This is a genomic window from Microbacterium sp. KNMS (assembly GCF_053851835.1).
In genome coordinates, this window is record NZ_JBSQBP010000005.1 from 131,632 (window position 1) to 148,421 (window position 16,790).

The 16,790-nt window shown below is 71.8% G+C and carries 14 protein-coding genes; 7 read left to right on the top strand and 7 right to left on the bottom strand.

From position 1 onward, the window contains the following. Window positions 1-40: 40 nt before the first annotated feature. From ACWXWW_RS05065 to ACWXWW_RS05085, 5 genes are all read right to left on the bottom strand, one after another. On the bottom strand, window positions 41-4,849 hold the full coding sequence (locus ACWXWW_RS05065) for a lamin tail domain-containing protein (protein WP_455969109.1): 4,809 nt from the start codon (window positions 4,847-4,849) through the stop codon (window positions 41-43). 153 nt (window positions 4,850-5,002) lie between these two features. Beyond that, window positions 5,003-5,932 (bottom strand): 2-hydroxyacid dehydrogenase, encoded by a 930-nt coding sequence (locus tag ACWXWW_RS05070; protein WP_455969110.1) that lies wholly within the window; start codon window positions 5,930-5,932, stop codon window positions 5,003-5,005. Window positions 5,933-5,998: 66 nt separating this feature from the next. Beyond that, window positions 5,999-6,706, bottom strand: coding sequence for a phosphoribosylformylglycinamidine synthase subunit PurQ (purQ, locus tag ACWXWW_RS05075; protein ID WP_271173448.1), 708 nt, complete (start codon window positions 6,704-6,706; stop codon window positions 5,999-6,001). Continuing rightward, window positions 6,703-6,951: a phosphoribosylformylglycinamidine synthase subunit PurS gene (gene purS, locus ACWXWW_RS05080; RefSeq protein ID WP_282979291.1), complete on the bottom strand. Its 249-nt coding sequence runs from the start codon at window positions 6,949-6,951 to the stop codon at window positions 6,703-6,705. The genes purQ and purS overlap by 4 nt, the downstream gene beginning before the upstream one ends. Window positions 6,952-7,055: 104 nt before the next feature. After that, entirely contained in the window at window positions 7,056-8,882 is a 1,827-nt protein-coding gene (locus ACWXWW_RS05085; protein WP_455969112.1) for a gamma-glutamyltransferase family protein, read from the bottom strand. 142 nt (window positions 8,883-9,024) lie between these two features. Here ACWXWW_RS05085 and ACWXWW_RS05090 point away from each other — a divergent pair, with 142 nt between their 5' ends. From ACWXWW_RS05090 to ACWXWW_RS05120, 7 genes are all read left to right on the top strand, one after another. Then, window positions 9,025-10,296: an ABC transporter substrate-binding protein gene (locus ACWXWW_RS05090; RefSeq protein WP_271173451.1), complete on the top strand. Its 1,272-nt coding sequence runs from the start codon at window positions 9,025-9,027 to the stop codon at window positions 10,294-10,296. Window positions 10,297-10,405: 109 nt separating this feature from the next. Then, window positions 10,406-11,440 (top strand): carbohydrate ABC transporter permease, encoded by a 1,035-nt coding sequence (locus ACWXWW_RS05095; RefSeq protein WP_271173452.1) that lies wholly within the window; start codon window positions 10,406-10,408, stop codon window positions 11,438-11,440. Further along, entirely contained in the window at window positions 11,437-12,318 is an 882-nt protein-coding gene (locus ACWXWW_RS05100) for a carbohydrate ABC transporter permease (RefSeq protein WP_455969114.1), read from the top strand. The genes ACWXWW_RS05095 and ACWXWW_RS05100 overlap by 4 nt, the downstream gene beginning before the upstream one ends. Before the next feature lie 8 nt (window positions 12,319-12,326). Further along, the gene (locus tag ACWXWW_RS05105) at window positions 12,327-13,742 is read left to right on the top strand and encodes a GH1 family beta-glucosidase (RefSeq protein ID WP_455969115.1); all 1,416 of its coding nucleotides are present in this window, start codon (window positions 12,327-12,329) and stop codon (window positions 13,740-13,742) included. A gap of 120 nt (window positions 13,743-13,862) precedes the next feature. After that, the gene (locus tag ACWXWW_RS05110) at window positions 13,863-14,897 is read left to right on the top strand and encodes a LacI family DNA-binding transcriptional regulator (RefSeq protein ID WP_455969117.1); all 1,035 of its coding nucleotides are present in this window, start codon (window positions 13,863-13,865) and stop codon (window positions 14,895-14,897) included. Between the two features lie 38 nt (window positions 14,898-14,935). Continuing rightward, entirely contained in the window at window positions 14,936-15,541 is a 606-nt protein-coding gene (locus ACWXWW_RS05115) for a GNAT family N-acetyltransferase (RefSeq protein ID WP_282979297.1), read from the top strand. Between the two features lie 15 nt (window positions 15,542-15,556). Then, window positions 15,557-15,910 (top strand): PLD nuclease N-terminal domain-containing protein, encoded by a 354-nt coding sequence (locus ACWXWW_RS05120; RefSeq protein ID WP_309299969.1) that lies wholly within the window; start codon window positions 15,557-15,559, stop codon window positions 15,908-15,910. A gap of 3 nt (window positions 15,911-15,913) precedes the next feature. Here ACWXWW_RS05120 and ACWXWW_RS05125 read toward each other — a convergent pair whose 3' ends face one another. Together ACWXWW_RS05125 and ACWXWW_RS05130 are read right to left on the bottom strand one after the other, a co-directional pair. Next, window positions 15,914-16,303 (bottom strand): VOC family protein, encoded by a 390-nt coding sequence (locus tag ACWXWW_RS05125; RefSeq protein ID WP_271173458.1) that lies wholly within the window; start codon window positions 16,301-16,303, stop codon window positions 15,914-15,916. Beyond that, entirely contained in the window at window positions 16,300-16,716 is a 417-nt protein-coding gene (locus ACWXWW_RS05130; RefSeq protein ID WP_455969119.1) for an MmcQ/YjbR family DNA-binding protein, read from the bottom strand. The genes ACWXWW_RS05125 and ACWXWW_RS05130 overlap by 4 nt, the downstream gene beginning before the upstream one ends. Between the last annotated feature and the right edge of the window lie 74 nt (window positions 16,717-16,790).

Here is a 16,790-nt window from a genome sequence, read left to right on the forward strand (position 1 = left end):
GCCGGATCCATCGGGATCCGGCCGCTTCGGGTGCGCGGTGTCAGCTGCGGCGCGTGCGGGCGCGGGCGACGAGCGCCGTTCCGAGCGCGATGAGCGCGAGCGCGGCGGCCACGAGCGTCGCGGCCATCGTGATGCCGGTCGGCTCGAGCTCCCGCTGCTCGTCCGCGGTCGGCTCCTCGGGTGCGTCCTCGGGTGCCGTGTCCTCGGGGGCAGCCTCGGGCGTCGACTCGGCCGGCGGAACCGGCTGCTCCGACTCCGGGGCCTCCGATTCGGGCGACTGCTCCGGGGCAGGGGCCTGCGGCGCCGGCGTCTCGTCGGGGCGCGGAGCCTCGGGCGCGGGCGACCCCTCGGGCTTCGGCGTCTCCTCGGGCTCGGGGGTGCCCGCGGGCGCCTCCGGCTCGGGCGTCTCCTCGGAGTCCGGTCCGCCCGGGCCCTCGCCGAAGTCCGGCGTCTCCTCCGGCCGGGGCGTCTCGCCCGGCTGCTCGGACCCGGGCGTCTCACCCGGACCGGGCGTCTCACCCGGACCAGGCGTCTCGCCCGGCTCCTCGGTGCCGGGCGTCTCGCCCGGCTCCTCGGTCGCCTCGATGAGGGTGAAGGTGCGCACGGCCGAGACCTCGACGGCGCCGTGCGGGTCGCGCGTCTCCACGAACCAGCCGTGGTCGCCGAGCACCTCGAGCGGCCACTTGACCGCAGCCACGGCGCCGCTCTCGACGCCGGCGAGGGCGTCGATCTCGTTCGCGGTGAGGATCTCCGCCGTGAACCCGGAGGTCGCGAGCGTCTTGTCGCTCGGCGCGATCCCGAGATCCGCGTAGGGCACCTCGAAGTCCTGGTGCAGGTAGGGGTCCTCGGCGGGGCCCAGCAGGCTCGGCTCGTCGGAGTTGTAGCGCTGGAGCGACGGCGAGAACGTGCGCACGGCCATCCGCTGCCCGACGTTGTCGAACTGCAGCAGGCGCAGGAAGCCCTGACCGCCCTCGGGCAGGCCCTGGTAGTCGAACAGCATCGCGTGGACCTTGCGGTCGGCGACGCCGTCGCCGTCGTCGTCGAACTCGTCCACGCGCGTGAACGCGTCGTGGTAGTGCCCCGAGAAGACGAGCCGCACGTTGGGGTTGGTCGCGACGACCTCGTCCATGATCTGCTGCGGCACGGGTCCGAGTCCGCCCGTCGTGAGCATGAACTCGTGCAGGTTGATGATCGCGATGCGCTCGGGGTGCTGCGCGAGCACCTCGTTCATCCAGTCGATCGCGCTCTGCTGGGGGTCCCATCCCATGTAGAGCATGATGAAGTCGATCCCGCCCGCGGTGATGAGGTCGTAGTGACCGCGGTTGTCCTCGAAGCTCTCGCCGTACCAGGGCCGGTCGGCATAGCGCGCCTCGCCGAAGTACCGCGAGAAGTTCGCGTAGTCGCTCACGCCGTGCCCGACGTCGTGGTTGCCCGCGAGCACGCCGTAGGGCAGACCGGCGTCATCGAGCCGCGCGTACTGCGGGGAGGCGTTCAGCCACTGGTACTCCTGGTCGTAGTCGTCCACGACGTCGCCCGTGTGGATGAGGTACTGGATGTTCTGCGCCTCGCGCTGCCCCAGCACGTAGTCGTGGATCGCCGCCTGGTGCTGGGTGAACTCCTCGTTGTAGTACTGCGTGTCCGACTCCCACGCGATCGTGAAGTCGTACTCCGAGCGGGGCGTGTCGTCGGGGTGCGCGGGGGCGACCTGCGACTCGCGCGTCGAGAGGTTCGCGCCGGCGAAGCCCTCGGAGTGCTGCACGAGCGCCGTGATCACGCCGTCGTGCGCGGCGTCGGCCACGGGGATCGAGCCGGTGAGCGTGAACTCCTCGCCCTCCGCGGCCGTGAGATGACGCGAGATCTCGATCCACGAGGCGCCGTCGGCCGCGAGCGCGTACAGGATGACCTGCGCGTGCGCGTCGGCCGAGCCCGACCAGGTGAGACGCGCGGTCGCGCCCTCGCCCGCGTCGTCGGGGACGGCGACGTCGAACGTGTAGTACGGCAGCGCGTCGGTCGACGTCACGGGGGCGAGCCCCGTGGTCGTCGGCAGGTCCGCTGCGGCCGCTGCGGCACCGGCGGATGGCGCGGGCTCGGCCGACGGCTCGAGGTCGCGCTCGAGGGCCGACGCGTCGTGCGTCGTGCCGCTCGCCGCGGTCACCTCCTCATCGCCCAGCTCGAAGCGGTGCCCCTCGCGGAACGAGACGTCGAGCGGATCGCCCGTGGGGTCGGTGACCGTCGCCTGCAGGATGACGTCGCCGGCCTCGACCTCGGCGCCCTCATCGGGGGCGAAGCCGTCGGCGCCCGGCTGCTCCTCGGGCACCGTGAAGGTCGTCGTGGACTCGCCCGCGTTGCCGACAAGGTCGGTCGCCGTGACGGCGAGCACGTGCTCCCCGGCTGCGAGCTCGACGGAGGAGGTCCGCGTGCCGAGCTCGACCGGCTCGCCGTCGAGGGTCGCGACGACCTCCGCGACGCCCGAGCCCGCGCCATCCGACACCTCGGCGTCCAGGACGATCTCGCCCTGGTGCACGCGCCCGTCCTCGATCGCGGGTGCGATCTCGGGGGCCGTGTTGTCGACCGTGACCTGCGCGGTCGCGGCGTGCGTGCCGTCGGTCGCGCTCACCTCATGGGCGCCGTCGGCGGTCGCCGTCGTGTCCCAGTCGTGTGCGACCGCCGTGAACGCGTCGTCGGGGATCGCGAAGACCGATGCGAACATGTCGTTCTTGCCCGCGCTGTCGCCCATCTGGATGATCCGCGTCGGGTCGTCGTAGCCCTCGGGGCGCAGCGTGCGCCCATCCGGCAGGACGAGCCGCATGCTCGAGATGACGAAGTCGTCGTTGTTCTCGAACTCGTCGATCCACGGGCCGGCCTTCGTGCCCGCCCAGATGTCGACCGAGAGCGGCGCACCCTGCGCGATGTGCTCGAGCGGCACGGGGACGGCGATCGTCTCGGTGCGCTCGTACGTGCCCTCGTCGAAGATGTGCAGGATCTCCTCGCCGATCCGCACGCCGTTGCGGAAGTAGAAGTCGGTCTGCGACGTCTCGAACACGAACTGCGGCTCGTGCTCGAGCGACGCGCGCGTCGGCACCGACGCGCCGTCGATCGCGAGGTCGAGCGCGGGCGGGAAGTCCTCTCCCGCCGCCGACACGGTCGTCGTGCCGCCCACGAACTGCCCGTCCGACACATTGAGGCGGACGGGATCGGTCGACGCGCCCGCGACCGGGACGCGGCGGGTCTCCGTGCGGATCTCGTTGACGCCGTCGGTCGCGACGACGGCGTACTCGTACCAGCTCTTGCCCATGAGGTCGGCGGCGCCGACGGTGTGCCGGTAGGCCGCCTCGTCGTCCGCGGCGTGGACGAGGTTGACGACGCGCGACTCCGGGTCGACGTCGTTGCGGATCTCGAGCGAGACCGTGCGCACGCGCACGTCGTCGGTCACGGAGAGATCGACCGTGAAGCCGGCGGCCGGGTCGATCTCGGCGACCGTGCGGTCGGCGAGAGACGGCGCGACCGCGTCGTCGGCCACGACCGCGAGGCCGGACGGCACCTGATCGACCTGGACGCGACCCGGCGACGCCGCGCGCGCATCGACGATCGACTGCAGGGCGAGGTCGTCCGAGGCCGTGTAGCGGATGCCGCGATCGGCGTCGACGTCGTCGGCTCCCGCCATGTTGTAGTAGGCGCGGTTGACGCTGAAGCCCGTGTTCGTGCGGATGTCGAGACCGCGCGCCGAGCCGTTGGCCATGCCCGCCGACGCGATCTCGACGAGGCTCTCGCCGGCGACGAGGTCGGTGCCGAACTTCGCGTTGAAGTCGGCAGCGCCGAGACCCGCGTTGCCGGCGTTCTTGATCCAGAGGACGAGCGTCTCGCCGCCCGGGATCACGACGTCGCGCGGCGACGACGGCCACAGCGCCTCGTTGGTGTTCGTCTCGTAGTCCTGCGGGTACAGGTAGGTGATCGCGTAGTCCGCGAAGTCGATCGGAGCGCTCGTGGCGTTGTAGACCTCGATGAACTCGTAGCCGTCGGCGCCGCCGACGTTCTCCGAATCCGGGAGCACCTCCGTGATCTGCAGCGGCGCGGCGACGACCGACGGGTCCGGCTCGAGCACGCCGATGTCGGCCGGATCGCCCGGCGTCGGCTCAGGCGTCGCGGTCGGCTCGGGCGTCTCGGTGGGCTCGGGCTCGGGCGTCGTGGGCGTGAGCTGCGCGGGCGAGACCGCGCCGGGGGTCATCGCCGTGCGGGTCGCCACGACCGGGGCGGGCTCGCCCACGGCGGATGGCACCGAGAAGTCGACGCCGAGATCGGTCGCCATCGAATCGGTCGGGTAGAACGACCACGAGAGGATGCCGTGGGCGTCGCTCACGCGGATGCCGCGCCCGCCGCCGTTGGCCATCCCCGGCTGTCCGGTCACGCGGAGCACCTGCGTGCCCTCGGGCGTGCCGGTGGCCGCGCGGAACTCGTCCGCCGTGCGCGCGAAGGAGTCGAGCGTGCCGTCGCTGTTCGCGTAGCTCACCCACAGCACGACCGACCCGCCGGGGGCGATCGTCGCGTCGCCGTCCACCGTGAGCGCGACATCGCGCGCCGTGTCGGCCGAGTCGACGTAGGTGTACGCGAAGGAGAGGCTCGAGAGCGGCACGCGCGCATCGGTCGGGTTGGTGACCTCGATGTACTCGAACTCGTCGGCTCCCGCGGGATTCGCGAGGATCTCCGACACGAACACGGGCGGCGTGGCACCTCCTTCCGCCGCGGTCGCCGAGACGGGGACGAGGGCAGCGCAGCCCGCGAGGATCACGGCGGTCGTCGCGAAGGCGAGCGACCGCGTGAGCCCCGGGCGCGCCGAACGATGTTCGGGCATGAGGGTGCTTCCGGAGAGATGCGGGAGAGGGGCCGTCGAGACGGCGATGACCCGCACGCTAGCGATCCCGGTCAACCTCACGGTGACGCCCGCTGTCCCAACGGTGAACGACAGGTGTCGAAAGGGGGCCCGCACCGAGGCGTGCCTCCGTGATCAGGTCCGGATGACGACGTTCTCGGGCTCCTCACCCCGCGCCATCCGCTCGGCCTGCCGCGCGATCAGGCGCGCGATCCGCGGGCGCATCGCGCCGCTGTTGCCGCCGACATGCGGGGAGATGAAGACGCCGTCGAGCGACCAGAGCGGATGGCCCTCCGGCAGGGGCTCGGGATCGAACACGTCGCTCGCCACGCGGATGCGCCCGCGGCGGACGTGCTCGACGAGCGCGTCGGTGTCGACGGTCGGCCCGCGGCCGACGTTCACGAGGAGCGCGTGCTCGGGGAGTCGCCCGAGGACAGCGGCGTCGATGAGGTGGCGCGTCTCCTCTCCGCCCGGGAGCGCGTTGACGAGGATCTCCGCGCCGGGAAGCAGCTCGTCGAGCTCGTCGAGCGCGTGGACGTGCAGCCCGTCCTCGTCGCGCGCGCGGGAGGCGACCGGCACGAGGTCGACCTCGAAGGCCGCGAGGCGACGCGCGATCGCCTTGCCAACGCCGCCGAAGCCGAGCAGCACGACCCGGCGATCGGCGAGCCCGGGCATCCGGAAGCTGTGCCATTCGCCGCGCTCCTGGCTGTGCACCATCCGGTCGAGACCGCGCTGCGCGAGGATCATGAGCCCGACCGCGAGCTCGGCGGTCGCGGTCTCGTGGACGCTCGCCGCGTTCGCGTAGACGGTCCCCGGAGGCAGGCGCTCCTCGACGCCGTCGAAGCCGATGGCCTGCGCCTGCACGAGACGGCACTCGAGCTCGGGCAGCCGCGCGAGCATTCGGCCCTGGCGCATGTACGGCGGCACGACGATGTCGATGCGGTCGCGCGGCGGCGCATCCTGCCCGTCCCACAGGACGACGTCGATGTCGAGCGCCGGGTCGAGCAGCGCCGTCACGTCGGCGACGAGCTCGTCGGTGGGAACGGAGAGCGTCAGTGCAGTCACGCTTCGAGGCTACCGGCGCGGGCATGCCGAAGCCCCGGGGAGATCCCCGGGGCTTCGGACGGCGCGCTACGCGGTCTGCGCGACGACGGCCGCGATGGCCGACTCGAAGAACCGCAGCCCGTCGATGCCCGAGCGCATGGCGGCGGGGGTGCCGGGGCCGAAGCCGGGCTCCACGGCGTGCTCGGGGTGGGGCATGAGGCCGACGACGTTCCCGCGCTCGTTCGTGAGGCCGGCGATGTCGTCGAGCGAGCCGTTGGGGTTCACACCGAGGTAGCGGAACGCGACCTGGCCCTCGCCCTCGATGCGCTTGAGCGTCTCGTCGTCGGCGATGTAGCCGCCGTCGGCGTTCTTGAGCGGGATGACGATCTCCTCGCCCTGCTCGAACGCGTTCGTCCAGGCGGTCGACGCGTTCTCGACGCGGAGGCGCTGGTCGCGGCGGATGAACTGCTGGTGCGCGTTGCGGATGAGGCCGCCGGGAAGGAGGTGCGCCTCGACGAGCATCTGGAAGCCGTTGCAGATGCCGAGCACCGGCATGCCCTTCGCCGCGGCGTCCGCGACCTCGGCCATGATCGGCGCATGCGCGGCGATGGCGCCCGCGCGCAGGTAGTCGCCGTACGAGAACCCGCCGGGGAGGATGACGGCGTCGACGCCCTCGAGATCGTGCGAGCCGTGCCAGAGCGCGACCGGCTCGGCACCCGCGATTCGCACCGCGCGCTGGGCGTCGCGGTCGTCGAGGGAGCCGGGGAAGGTGATGACCCCGATGCGGGCGGTCACTCGACCACCTCGATGTTCACGACATCCTCGATGACGGCGTTCGAGAGGATCTCGTCGGCGACCGTCTTGGCCTCGGCGAGCACCTCGTCGGTGACCTCGCCCTCGACCGTGAGCTCGATGCGCTTGCCGATGCGGACGTTCTGGAAGGCGCCGTGGCCCAGACGGGCGAGCGACCCGGTGACGGCCTTGCCCTGCGGGTCCAGCAGCTCGGCCTTGGGCATGACGTCGACGACGATGGTGGGCATGAGATGAGCTCCGGATGTCGCGGGCGGGGAATCGGGACCATTCTAGTCGCCGCGACCCGCGCCATCCGCCGCGCTGCCGTGGGTCGCTGGTCGCGGTGCTCCGCTCAGCGCCCCATGGCGTAGCCCTGGGCGCCGCGCGGGTTCGCCGCGGCGCCGAGCAGCCCGGTCCGCGGGTCGCGCGTGACCGCGGAGAGGCGCCCGAGGGCCCATGCGCCGGCGCGCGTCACGGCGTGGCCGCGGCGCTCGAGGCCCGCGATGACGTCGTCGCCGAGTCGGTCCTCGACGACCGCGCCACCGGGCGTGCCCGTCCGCGGCCAGAACGAGCCGGGGAAGGCCGTCGTGTGGAAGGCCGGCGCGTCGATCGCCTGCTGCGGCGACCATCCGCCCACGAGCACCCGGAGCAGGAAGAGCAGCTGCCACTGATCCTGCTGATCGCCCCCGGGGGAGCCGAGCGCCATGACCGGCTCGTCTCCCTCGAGCACGAGGGTCGGCGTGAGCGTCGTGCGCGGTCGCGCGCCGGGGCGGAGCGCCGACGGCGACGTCTCATCGAGCCAGGTCATCTGCAGGCGCGTGCCGAGGCAGAACCCGAGGCCGGGAAGGGTCGGCGACGACTGCAGCCAGCCGCCCGACGGCGTCGCCGAGATGATGTTGCCCCACCGGTCGACGACGTCGACGTGGCACGTGTCGCCGCGGGCGACCCCGCGGGCGTCGGTCTCGAGTCCGCTCTCGGAGGGCCGGGCTCCCGGGACGGTCGGCTCGCCGACGCCCGCTGCGAGCTCGGCCGCGTCGCGGTGCAGCGGTCGGATGGTCGGGGCCGGGCGGCCGGGCAGGCGTCCGGGGCGCGGGGCGAGTGCCGCCCGTTCGCCGATCAGGGCCCGCCGTTCCGCGGCATATGCGTCGGAGAGCATGTATGCGAGGTCGTCCGAGGAGAGCTGCTCGCCGTACCAGGCCTCGCGGTCGGCGAAGGCGAGCCCCAGCGCCTCGAGGATCGTGTGCGCTCCGAGCTCGGTCGACGGGTCGAGTCGGTCGTCGTCGAACCCCTCGAGGATCTTCAGGGCCTGCAGCAGGACGGGGCCCTGCCCCCATGGCCCGGTCTTCGCGATGGCCCGCCCGCGGAAGGTCGCGGTCGTCGGATGCTCCCAGCTCGCCGAGAACGCCTCGACATCCGCGCGAGAGAGCACGCCGGCGTGATCGCGGCCGTCGGAGTGGCGGTGCGGTGTGCGAGCGAGCTCCTCCGCGGCGCGGCCGAGGATCTCGCGCCACCGCACCCGCGCGGCGTCGATCCGCGCGACGCGGGTCCCCGCGACGGCCGCGGCGTGGGTCGCGACCTCCTCGAGCACCGCCGCGTACTCGGGGTTCGTCACGATCTCGCCCGGGCGGGGGATGCGGCCGCCGGGCATCCACCGCTCGGCCGAGGTCGGCCAGTGGTCCCGGAAGAGCGCCGACACGCCCTCGATCGTCGTGACCACGTTGCGGAGGACGGGATGGCCCTCCCTGGCGTACCCGATCGCGTAGGCGAGAGCATCCGCCGGCTCCCATGTGCCGTGGTCGCGCAGGAGGAGGAGCCACGCGTCGACGGCACCCGGGACGGCCGCCGCGAGCGCGCCCGCGCCCGGGACGAGGTCGAGGCCCTCCGACCGGAAATGCGCGACCGAGGCGGCCGCGGGCGCCGGGCCCTGGCCGACGAGCACGCGGGGAGGGGCGCCGGCAGGTCGGATGATCGCAGTCAGGTCGCCGCCGGGCCCGTTGAGGTGCGGTTCGACGACGTGGAGCGTGAAGGCCGCGGCGACCGCGGCGTCGAAGGCGTTGCCGCCGCGCTCGAGCACCGACTGGGCGACGCCGGTGGCGGTCCAGTGCGTCGAGGCGGCCATCCCGAACGTGCCGGTCAGGTCCGGTCGCGTCGTGAGCGCAGCAGGTGTCGAGAACGCCATGTCCTCCACCCTCGCATCGAAATTTCGACCAGCGCCGTCGAAATATCGACTTGACGGATGTGAGAGCGCTCCCATAGAGTCCGTGAGCGTGTCGTGGGAGCGCTCTCACGACAGGTCCCACACCCACCACAAAGGAGTGACAGTGAACACTCGTGCCTTCCGCCGCGGAGCCGCCGCGGTCAGCGCCCTCGCCATCGGCGGTCTCGCCCTCGCGGGCTGCTCCGGCTCGTCGCAGGGCGCCGACGCCGCCGATCCCGACGCTCCCGTCGAGATCTCGATCTCGACCTTCAACGACTTCGGCTACACCGACGAGCTCCTCCAGGAGTACATGGACGAGCACCCGAACGTCACGATCGTCCACAACAAGGCGGCGACCTCGAACGACGCCCGCGCCAACTTCTTCCAGAAGCTCGGGAACACGGGCCTCGCCGACATCGAGGCGGTCGAGGTCGACTGGTTCGCCGAGATGATGGAGTACGCCGACCTCCTCGCGCCGGTGCCCGAGGACCTCAAGGGCCGCTGGCTCGACTGGAAGGAGGCCGCGGCGACCGACGCCGACGGCAACCTCGTCGCGTACGGCACCGACATCGGCCCGCAGGCGGTCTGCTACCGGTCCGACCTCTTCGAGGCAGCGGGCCTGCCGACCGATCGGGCCGAGGTAGCGGGCCTGTTCACGACCTGGGACGACTTCTTCGCCGTGGGCCAGGAATACGTCGACAAGACGGGCAAGCCGTTCATCGACTCCGCGAACTCGGTGCTGCAGGGCCTCATGAACCAGATCGAGGTCACCTACGAGGAGGCCGACGGCACCGTCGTCGCCACCGAGAACCCCGACGTCCAGGAGGCGTACGAGACGGTCGTCGAGAAGGCCGTGCCGATCTCGGCCTACGCCGGCCAGTGGAGCGAGGACTGGTACGCGTCGATGGCCAACGGCGAGTTCGCCGCGATGCTCTGCCCGGGCTGGATGCACGGCATCATCTCGGGTGAGGCGCCCGACATCGAGGGCTGGGACATCGCCGACGTCTTCCCGGGCGGCGGCGGCAACTGGGGCGGTTCGTACCTCGTGATCCCGGCGAACGGCGAGAACGTCGCGGCCGCGCAGGAGCTGGCCGACTGGCTGACGTCGCCCGAGACGCAGGTCAAGGCGTTCGTGAACGCCGGCACGTTCCCGAGCCAGCCCGAGGCGTACGAGGACGCCGAGCTCACCGGCTTCTCGAACCCGTACTTCAACGACGCGCCGACCGGCGAGATCGGCATCGCGCGCGCCGAGGCCGTCGAGGTCTCGCCCGTGAAGGGGCCGAAGTACTTCCAGTTCCACGACGCGCTGCAGAACGCGGTCACCCGTGTGTTCGACGGCATCGAGGACGCCGACACGAGCTGGGACACGTGGGTCGAGGAGGTCTCGGCGTTCTGACGCCCCTCCGTCTCCCCGACGCGGGCGGCCGGCCCCGGCCATCCGCCCGCGTCGGGGGCAGGCGACCGCCAGCCCCGACCATCCGCCCGCTCCTTCCGAGGGAACCTCCGTGACCGTCACCGCCACTCGCCCGACGCGCGCCGACGCGCCGCCGCCGGATCGGCCCATCCGCGTGCTGTCCTTCTCCCAGCGCCTCAGCCGCTGGGACCTCAAGCTCTCGCCGTACCTCTACATCTCGCCGTTCTTCGTGCTGTTCGCGATCGTCGGCCTCTTCCCGATCATCTACACGGGCGTCATCTCGTTCATGGACTGGGACCAGGTGCGCCGATCGGGCGAGTTCATCGGCTTCGACCAGTACGCGTGGATCCTCACGCAGCCGAAGTTCTGGACGGCGCTCGGCAACACCTTCAGCATCTTCCTGCTCTCGAGCGTGCCGCAGCTCATCCTCGCGATGTTCATCGCGGCGATGCTCGACCGACACATCCGCGCGCGGACGTTCTGGCGGATGAGCGCCCTCCTGCCCTATGTCGTCGCACCCGTCGCGGTGGGCCTCATCTTCAACGCGCTCTTCGCGGACAGGTCCGGAGCGATCAACGGCTTCCTGTCGCTCGTGGGGATCGGTGCGATCCCGTGGCACGTCGAGCCGTTCTGGAGCCACGTCGCGATCGCCACGATGGTGAACTACCGCTGGACGGGGTACAACGCGCTCATCCTGCTCGCGGCGATGCAGGCCATCCCGCGCGACTACTACGAGGCGGCGACGGTTGACGGGGCGAACGCGTTCCGGCAGTTCTGGAGCATCACGCTCCCGTCGCTCAAGCCGACGCTCATCTTCGTGATCATCACCTCGACGATCGGCGGCCTGCAGATCTTCGACGAGCCGCGGATGTTCGACCAGTTCGGGCGCGGAGGCTCGGCCCAGCAGTGGCTCACGATCACGCTGTACCTGTACGACATCGGGTGGGGCGAGTGGAACTTCGGGCGCGCAGCCGCGATGGCCTGGATCCTCTTCCTCATCATCCTGGCCATCGGCCTCATCAACCTGCTCATCACCCGGTCGCTCGTGCGCGACGAGGGGACGCGCGGGCGGCAGCTGTCGCGACGCGAGCGTCGAGCCCTGAAGCGAGCGGAGGCCCGCCGATGACCGCCACGTCCGCACTCGTCCTCAAGGAGGCACCGCGCCGCACGGTGCGCATCCGCGGCGCCCGGCCGGGCTTCTGGGTCTACGCCGGACTCGCCGTGGTCCTCGTCGCGAGCCTCTTCCCGCTGTACTTCTCGTTCCTCATCGGATCGGGCGACTCCACGACGCTCCGCGACCCCGCGCGGTCGTGGATTCCCGGGGGCAACTTCATCGCCAACGCGCTGAGCGTGATGAACGATCCCGCCGTGAACTTCTGGCTCGCGCTGTGGAACTCGCTCTGGAGCTCCACGGTCATCGCCGTGAGCGTCGTCGTGTTCTCGACGCTCGCCGGGTGGGCGTTCGCGAAGCTGCGCTTCCGCGGCGGCAAGGTGCTCCTGTCGTTCGTCGTCGCGACGATGGCGGTGCCGCAGCAGCTGGGCGTCGTGCCGCTCTACATCCTCTTCAGCGAGATCGGATGGACGGGGCAGATCGGCGCGATCGTCGTGCCCGCTCTGACGAGCGCCTTCGGCGTGTTCTGGATGACGCAGTACCTCCAGCAGGCAGTGCCCGACGAGCTCATCGAGGCCGCTCGGATGGACGGCGCCTCGATGATCCGCACCTTCTGGACGGTCGGGGTGACGGCAGCGCGGCCTGCCGCCGCGATGCTGTTCCTCTTCACGTTCGTCACGGCGTGGAACAACTTCTTCTGGCCGTTCATCGTGCTCGACCGGCAGAACCCGACGCTGCCCGTGGCGCTCTCCCTGCTGCAGTCGAACTACTTCGTCGACTACTCGATCGTGCTCGCGGGGGTCGTGCTGGCGACGCTTCCGCTGCTGCTGCTGTTCGCGGTGGCCGGCAAGCAGCTCGTCAGCGGCATCATGGCCGGCGCGGTGAAGGGATGATGTCCTTCATGACCCGAACCTTTCCGGACCACTTCCTCTTCGGCGCGGCCACGGCGGCCTATCAGATCGAGGGCGCGGCGTTCGAGGACGGACGCACCGCATCGATCTGGGACGCGTTCGCACGCGTGCCGGGAGCCGTGATCGACGCCGACAACGGCGACGTCGCGTGCGACCACTACCACCGCTACCGCGATGACGTCGCGCTCATGAAGGACCTGGGCCTGCAGGCCTACCGGTTCTCGACGTCGTGGTCGCGCGTGCGCCCCGACGGCGGGGCGCCCAACGCCCGCGGCATCGACTTCTACAGCCGCCTCGTCGACGAGCTGCTCGAGGCCGGCATCCTGCCGTGGCTCACGCTCTACCACTGGGACCTGCCGCAGGCGCTCGAGGAGAAGGGCGGATGGACCGCCCGCGACACCGTCGACCGCTTCGTCGAGTACGCGATCACGATGCACGAGGCGCTCGGCGACCGGGTCACGCACTGGACGACCTTCAACGAGCCGTGGTGCTCGTCGTTCCTGTCGTACACGGCCGGCGCTCACGCCCCCGGCCGGCAGAGCGTCCGCGACGGCCTGCTCGCGTCGCACCACCTCCTGCTCTCGCACGGGCGCGCCGTGCAGGAGCTGCGGGATCGCGGTGCGCAGGAGCTCGGCATCACGCTCAACCTCACGAACGCCGAGCCGGTGGACCCCTCGGATCCGGCCGACCTCGACGCCGCGCGGCGCATCGACGGCCAGTTCAACCGGTGGTTCCTCGAGCCCGTCTTCCACGCGACCTATCCCGGCGACATCGTCGAGGACATCCGCGCGGTCGACGCGGCTGCGGTCGACGAGTTCCAGGCGGCCGTGCGCGACGGCGACCTGGCGACGATCTCGACGCCCCTCGAGTTCCTCGGGGTGAACTACTACCACGGGGAGTACGTGTCGGGGCGGCCGTCGTCGACGCCCGTTCCGGGCGGCGACGCACCCACCGATCGGCACATCGAGCCCGCCTTCCCGTCGCACGACGGGATCCACTGGCACGAGCGCGGGTACGAGCGGACGAACATGGGCTGGGAGATCGACCCGGCCGGGCTCACACGGCTCCTGCAGCGCGTCTCGGACGAGTACGCGGGCGCGGCCGGCGTGCCCCTCTACGTCACCGAGAACGGCGCGGCGGGCGACGACGCCATCGCGGATGGCCGCATCGACGACGCGCAGCGCGTCGCGTTCGTGCGCGACCACGTCGAGGCGGTGGGCGCGGCGCTCGACGAGGGCGTGGATGTGCGCGGCTACTTCTACTGGTCGCTCATGGACAACTACGAGTGGGCGTGGGGCTACGCGAAGCGCTTCGGCATCGTGCACGTCGACTACGAGACGCAGCAGCGCACGGTGAAGGCATCCGGCCGCGCCTACGCGCGCATCATCGCCGATCGCGCGGTCTGACCGCCGCCCGGAGGCGCCGTGCTGCGGAGCGCGGCGCCTCCCGCGAGGTGCCCGGATGGCGGGGGTGCGCGGCGGGGCCCGGTCGCGAGAAGATGTCCTGAAGACAGAAGGAGCCTCCCGATGAGCGCGGATGCCGACGCGGGGCGCGTCCCGGCGACGCTGGAGCAGGTCGCCGCGCGCGCGGGGGTGTCGCGCTCGACCGTCTCGCGCGTCGTCAACGGCGGGGAGCGGGTGAGCCCCGAGGCGCTGGAGGCCGTGCGCCGCGCGATCGCCGAGCTCAACTACGTGCCGAATCGCGCAGCGCGCTCGCTCGCGAGCCGGCTGACCCATGTCATCGCGCTCGTCGTCCCCGAGGACACGACCCGCTTCTTCGGCGACCCGTTCTTCGCGGCGATCGTCACCGGGATCAGCAACCGCCTGTCGCGGTCGGATCACATGCTGAACCTCATCATCGCCTCGGACGATCCGGGCGACAAGGCGACGACGTTCCTCGCGGGCGGCAACGTCGACGGCGCGCTCGTCGTCTCGCACCACACGAGCGACACGTACATCGACCGGATCTCGGCCTCGGTTCCCGTCGTGTTCGGCGGGCGCCCCGCGCGCGAGCGCGTCGACGACTACTTCGTCGACGTCGACAACGTCGCGGGCGGCCGCGTGGCGACCGAGTACCTGCTGAGCCGAGGGCACCGCCGCATCGGCACGATCACCGGCCCGCGCGACATGCCGGCCGGCGTGGACCGGCTCACGGGCTTCCGCGACGCGCTCGCGGAGGCCGGGATCGAGGCGGGGCCGGTCGTCGACGGCGACTTCACCTCGGTCGGCGGCGCGGCCGCGATGCGCCGCATCATCGAGAGCGTCGACCGGGGCGAGGCCGAGTGGCCCGACGCCCTCTTCGTCGCGAGCGACCTCATGGCGCGCGGCGCGCTCGAGGTGCTCGCCACGGCGGGCAGGCGCGTCCCCGACGACATCGCGATCATCGGGTTCGACGACTCGCCCGTCGCGACGAGCGTCGCCCCCGCGCTCACGACCATCCGCCAGCCGTCGCTCGAGCAGGGCGAGGCGATGGCCGACATCCTCCTGGCGCGGCTCGCCGGGCAGTCGCCGCCGCGCGTGACCATCCTGCCCGCCGACCTCGTCGTGCGCGACAGCGCGTAGGGCTGTCGGATGTCGGCGGTGCGCGGGATGCTGTCGACATGGACATCGAGGTGCGCCCCGCGACCGTCTTCGACGACGTCAAGGTGCTGCTGGGCCCGAAGCGCCCCGATGCGAGCGTGTGCTGGTGCCTGAGCCACCGCCTGCCCTCGAAGGTCAACAGCGCCCTGCACGGCCCCGAGCGCGGCGCCTTCGTGGCCGAGATGTGCGCATCCGATCTGCCGCCGGGCGTCGTCGCATATGACGACGGCGAACCGGTCGGATGGGCGGGGGTCGCTCCCCGCGCGCACACGCAGTTCGCGCGGAGCACGAGGATCCCGCACGTCGAGGGCCCCGAGCCGTGGTCCATCTGGTGCCTGAGGGTGCGCCCGGGGCACCGCGGCCGCGGCATCCTGCCGCCGCTGCTCGACGGCGCCGTGGCGTTCGCGATCGAACGCGGCGCCGCGGCGATCGAGGGGTATCCCGTCGACAACGGCGACCGGAAGGTCGATCTGACGATGGCCTTCGTCGGCTTCCGGTCGCTGTTCGAGCGGGCCGGCTTCCGCAAGGTCGCCGACACCGACTCCGTGTCGGGCGGCATCCCGCGCGTGCTCATGCGGCTCGAGGTGGCCGGCTCGCCCTCGACGGAGGCGGAGGGTGCTCGCTAGCGTGAGAGCGTGCCCATGCTCTTCTCGCTCCTCGTCCTGGCCTTCTCGGTCGTCACGCTGATCGACATCATCACGCGCGAGGAAGGGCAGGTGAAGCACCTCCCGAAGTTCGGATGGGTGATCATCGCGATCCTCATCCCCCTGCTCGGCGGCGCCCTGTGGTGGGCGATCGGCCGCGAGTACCCCGAGCGCGTCGCGCGCCCCGCGCTCTTCACGCGACCCGCGGCCGAGCAGCCTCAGGCCGCGCCCGCGCGCCCCGTGGACACGCGCACGACGGAGCAGCAGCTCGCCGACCTCGAGCGCGAGGCCGAGGAGGAGCGGTTGCGCGCCGAGATCCTCCGCCGCAAGCGCGAGCGCGGCGAGGCCTGAGCCTCACGCGGTCGCGACGATCTCGGCCTTGAAGCCGCCCGGCCCCTCGATCCAGCCGGCGTAGTGGTCGGGGCCGCCCGCGTGCGGATACCGCTCCGAGTACAGGGGCGCCCACCGGTGCGCGGGCGCGGCCGCGATCACGGCGTCGACCTCCTCCTTCGTGCCGCCCTCGAAGGCGAGATGGTTGAGCCCGGGGCGACGTCGGTCGTGGAGGTGCCCCACGAGGTTGGGCGACTCGGTGAAGGTGAGGTAGGCGCCGTCGGACACGAAGGTGAAGCCGCCGTCCCACGCGGCGTCCAGCAGCCATCCGAGCCGCTCGAGCAGCCAGGTCCACTCTTCGCGCGCGTCGGCGGCGTCGGCGACCCAGATCTCGACGTGGTGCAGCCCGCTCATCGCTCCATCATGCCGTTCTCCTCGAGCCAGTCCCGCGCGATCCGCTTCGGCGCGCGGAGCAGCCACGACTCGACGACGAGCTCGCGCAGCAGGTCGACGGGCGTCTCCGGAAGGCGCAGGAGCACCGCGGGATAGCCGTCGAAGTGCGGGATCGTGAAGGCGGCCCGCGGGTTCGCGGCGAGCACCTCGCGCTTGCCCTCCTCGCCGTCGACGCGGACCCCGAGCACCGCGTCACCCGGCTCGTCGCCCTGCGCGCGCATCCACTCGAGGTCGCGCCCCCGCACCGGTCGCGACCACGCGAACATCGCGCCGCCGATGATCCGCCAGCTCGGGCCCATGTGCCATCCGCCCTCGCGCTCCTCCGTGCGGGGGAGGGCGAGGGCGATCGTCCGCACATCGTCGAACGTGGACATGACACCAGTGTGGCCCCGATCGGGCCACCGGTGTGCGATCGGACCGGGAACCCGCTGCGGACGCCTTGCCAGAC

Bases quoted from the DNA above. Each gene is read 5' to 3' on its own strand.
- ACWXWW_RS05110 (WP_455969117.1), top strand. From the start codon at position 13,863: ATGAGCGCGGATGCCGACGCGGGGCGCGTCCCGGCGACGCTGGAGCAG.
- ACWXWW_RS05105 (WP_455969115.1), top strand. From the start codon at position 12,327: ATGACCCGAACCTTTCCGGACCACTTCCTCTTCGGCGCGGCCACGGCG.
- ACWXWW_RS05085 (WP_455969112.1), bottom strand. From the start codon at position 8,882: ATGGCGTTCTCGACACCTGCTGCGCTCACGACGCGACCGGACCTGACC.
- ACWXWW_RS05130 (WP_455969119.1), bottom strand. From the start codon at position 16,716: ATGTCCACGTTCGACGATGTGCGGACGATCGCCCTCGCCCTCCCCCGC.
- ACWXWW_RS05115 (WP_282979297.1), top strand. From the start codon at position 14,936: ATGGACATCGAGGTGCGCCCCGCGACCGTCTTCGACGACGTCAAGGTG.
- ACWXWW_RS05120 (WP_309299969.1), top strand. From the start codon at position 15,557: ATGCTCTTCTCGCTCCTCGTCCTGGCCTTCTCGGTCGTCACGCTGATC.
- ACWXWW_RS05125 (WP_271173458.1), bottom strand. From the start codon at position 16,303: ATGAGCGGGCTGCACCACGTCGAGATCTGGGTCGCCGACGCCGCCGAC.
- ACWXWW_RS05065 (WP_455969109.1), bottom strand. From the start codon at position 4,849: ATGCCCGAACATCGTTCGGCGCGCCCGGGGCTCACGCGGTCGCTCGCC.
- purS (WP_282979291.1), bottom strand. From the start codon at position 6,951: ATGCCCACCATCGTCGTCGACGTCATGCCCAAGGCCGAGCTGCTGGAC.
- ACWXWW_RS05100 (WP_455969114.1), top strand. From the start codon at position 11,437: ATGACCGCCACGTCCGCACTCGTCCTCAAGGAGGCACCGCGCCGCACG.